A 3,598-nucleotide genomic window follows, 5' to 3' on the forward strand; every position below is an offset into this window, starting at 1 on the left:
CCCCCAAACCCCGTTGCAATCCGCAACGCATCCCGCCACGCTGCCCCCGAACAAAAGGGGGGAGCATCACCATGACCAGCCACAGCCCGATCCTCGCGCCCGTCGTCGCGCTCGCCGCGTGGACGCTCGTGATGTGGGGATGGATGTACGTCCGCCGCATCCCGGCGATGCGGCGCGCCGGCATCGATGCCACCACGCTGGTCGGCGGCACCGGCGCGGACCTGCGCCAGCGGCTGGACGCACGCGCCGGCTGGCCCGCCGACAATTACAACCATCTGCTCGAACAGCCGACGATCTTCTATGCGGTGGCGATCGTGCTCGCGCTGACCGGCTGGGGCGGCGGGTTCAACCTCGCGCTTGCCTGGGCCTATGTCGCGCTGCGCATCGCGCACAGCCTCGTCCAGGTCACCACCAATCGCGTCATCGTCCGCTTCGCCCTGTTCGCGCTCGCCACGCTGGCGCTGGTCGCGCTGACGCTCCACGCGGCGATCGCGGTGTTTTGAAGGGGGGGAAGAGCGCCCTAACATCGGCCATTTGCCCTGTTATCGACCTATCCTGAAAGTCGCCGTTCGCTAACGCCGATTCGGTGGAGACGGAAATTAGCTACCGCGAGGCGAAGGCGATCGTCCGGGTGGCGAAGCCAAGCAGCTCCCGATCGTTGATAAGGGCGGTTTCCCAAGCCGGGTTCGTATCATGGTGGAAGGCGTTGGCGTAATCGAGCAGCGCGCGTAGTTCTGACGTCGCAGCGGGTGACAATATCTCGCCGGGCCCACCGTGCCGTTGCTGGCAAATAGCGATGAATGAGCCGAGCAGCGTGCCCGGTGGGAAAGTTTCGGGGTGAGCCACCCGCATGAACGCTTCCAAGATTGGGCGGAGCGCTGCGGCGACTTCTCGCTCGCGCGTAGGATCACTGGTTCGGAGATATTCCCGCACGAGCTCGTGCCGCCGATCGTGCGGCGTGAGCGTGTCCTGCCGCACGTCCCAAGGGGCAAGCGTCGATCCCCCGCCGCTCCGCACGATCTGGAGGGCGCAGCGAGCCGTCCGGTCCGCGCCTTCCCCCACGGCGCATAGAAACGCCTTGGAGTGGGACAGCACGATCATCTGACGCACCCGTCCATATAGCCGCCGCATTTCCTGGACCGTCGTGAGCCGTCGATGTTCATCGAGGCTTGTCATGGGATCGTCGATGACCACGACCTTTTCCGCCAGTCGGGGATCCTGCTCGAGCGAGGCGAAGAAGAAGGCTAAGGCGAGAGCGTTTCGATCGCCGGCGCTGAGCGTGTTCTTGAACGAAGGACCACCATCGGCGCTCAACGCGACTGCGACGTTGTTGATGAGGACGCTATAGCTGGCGGACGACCCGCCCCGGTTGTTCACCGACGTGACGGAGCCAAGTCGAAAGCCGGCGTTGAAGCGGCCCAGATAATCGTTAATCGCGGCCTCGTAGGCGGGAAAGACACCTCCTCGATATTGGTCGAGCGCGGCGCGAGCCTCATCGCGTAATTTTTCCGTCGCCTTCTTGGCTGCCTTTTCCGCGAGGTATGCATCGCAAAGCGCCGCGGTGAGTGCGTGGTGCCGCGTCCTGACAGCGGTGAGCTTGGCGAGATCGTCGGACAGCGTTGCTATGTCGGCGACCGCCGCCTGTTCCTTGACGATGGCGATCGATGGATTGCGGGCAAGGAGCACGTCCGAGAAGTCGGCAACCAGCGCGCGATGAACGTCATAGGCGTCGATCGCGGCCATGCATTCTGGCGGTAGCTCCATCGCGTCTAGTGGCGCGGCAGCTTTTGCGCGCAGGATTGTGAGCACGGCGTCGCGCGCCGCGCTCCAGGCGCGGACGATCGCGGCCGTGTCGATGTCGATATCGGGTACGTCGGTGAAGGGCCGCCAGAACTCCCGATTTTCGACCGCCACGCGCACCGCTCGCTCGAAGGCCGCCGGCACGTCGCCTCCATGCGTCGTGTTGATCCCCTTCCCGGTCTGGTTGATCGTGTTGCGCAGCTCGGCATAGGCATCGCTGAAATAGGCTTGGTAATGCCGGATCAGCGGTGAAGCGGCGAGATCCTGGGCGCAGAATGGGCATATCTCGCCCGGTTGGCCCTCTGACGCGCCGACGATGCGCGTCATGCCTTCCCCTACCCATGTCTCCCCATCTCGACCAAGGCGGCGGAGGTGAGCCTTTACCCGCGCGGCGGCGTCGGCCTCCAACGCCGGCAAGCCGCGCGCGAGCAAGGCATTCAGGCCATCGCGATCGAAGGTTGGTAGAGATAGCGCCGTAAAGATAGGGCGCACCCGGATCGTCCCGGCGGCCTGAGCCGCGGATAGGCTTTGCTCTGCCTTGGCGATTCTCGCGTCGATCACCGGGTCGACCGCTAGCTTGCAGAAGGCATCGACGGTAAGAGTGCCGCGGGCCGCGGCGGGTATGGCATCACCCTTCAGGCGCAGAGCGCGGTTGTGCTCCTCGACCCGTTCGACGTGGCCTTGAAGAGCGCTGTTCAGCGCGACGCCGCGCGCTCCCAAGATCAACTCGTGGAGGTTCTGCTTGTGCGCCGTCTCGATCACAATGCCGGAGCAAACATTGGCGGCGACGAATCCGTCGTCGAACACGGCGATGTCGGGATTAAGCACCGACCAAGCGCCGTTCTGATAGGTAAATGGCACTCCGGCCGACGCTAGAACGATATGCGGCGCATTGGCGGAACCAAGCCGGCGCCGCTCCTCGATCAGCGCCGTGTCACCCGTGCCGAGCGAGCGCAGGATGGTGGCGAGTGTCGTCTTGCCACGACCGTTCTCGGCATAGATCAGCGATAGCTTGGCGAGCGGAGCCTGCGCGCCGGCGGTGACGGAATCGAACTGTCCGACGTTGCGCAGAAGTTGAAGTCGCTCGATTGTCATCCTGCCCCCTTCAAGGCAGCATAGCGACACCACCAACAGCGTGGAAGATCAACGATCCTATGGACCAGAGCGCATCTTACGATCTTCGACGCATTTGGAAGCAGGACGAAATCCCCGTCATTGTCCGCAAGGGAAAGGGGTACAAACTTCGAGTCAAGCTACCCCAGCCTAGCGATAGATTTGAAGAACGACGTGCGGCCTGCTCCTTTCTACAAGCGGTGAGGCCTCAGGGCCGTCAGCCCGAATGGCTTGATCGCTATAAAGGTTGGGAAGTCGCCCAAGACTGGTTCAGCGATCTTGTCGATCACATCCTCAGCAAGCATCCCAAGCTATACATCATCCAGCCCTATCGTGAGCAGGAGAAGTGCGCTTCGAGATGCATGAACGCTCAAGGGCACGAATGCCAATGCTCGTGCATGGGCGCTAACCATGGTGCCGGCGGTCCGGGTGCCGGTTGGTTTGAGGTTTCAGAGACATTTGCCACCCGGTGGGGTGAGTCATATCTTGCATGTCGGCTGATGCAGCGAACGCCTGCTTCATAGCTAGTCCTTCCGCACTCGACCGCTTCCGGGGAATGGTTACGAGAGTTCGATTATCGCATTTGGCTTCGCGGGAGCTGCCATTCCGCTCCCGGCCCACTTTCCGCCCGCTGTCCTACACCCCCCATCCCATGCCATTGTCACCGGATGTCGCGCCTCATCCC

At 63.1% G+C, this 3,598-nt stretch carries 2 protein-coding genes; one reads left to right on the forward strand and one right to left on the reverse strand.

The genetic code is table 11. The annotated features are described in order from the left end of the window. Positions 1-71 precede the first annotated feature (71 nt). On the forward strand, positions 72-503 hold the full coding sequence (locus AX676_RS12210) for an MAPEG family protein (protein WP_066544396.1): 432 nt from the start codon (positions 72-74) through the stop codon (positions 501-503). A gap of 100 nt (positions 504-603) precedes the next feature. Here AX676_RS12210 and AX676_RS12215 read toward each other — a convergent pair whose 3' ends face one another. Beyond that, a complete protein-coding gene (locus AX676_RS12215) occupies positions 604-2,895 on the reverse strand; it encodes an AAA family ATPase (RefSeq protein ID WP_066481216.1) in 2,292 nt (763 codons plus the stop codon). Positions 2,896-3,598 lie beyond the last annotated feature (703 nt).

Source organism: Sphingomonas sp. CCH21-G11 (assembly GCF_001555965.1).
GTDB lineage: Bacteria > Pseudomonadota > Alphaproteobacteria > Sphingomonadales > Sphingomonadaceae > Sphingomonas.

Excerpts from the sequence above, each read along its gene's own strand:
- AX676_RS12210 (WP_066544396.1), top strand. The coding sequence starts at position 72 with ATGACCAGCCACAGCCCGATCCTCGCGCCCGTCGTCGCGCTCGCCGCG.
- AX676_RS12215 (WP_066481216.1), bottom strand. The coding sequence starts at position 2,895 with ATGACAATCGAGCGACTTCAACTTCTGCGCAACGTCGGACAGTTCGAT.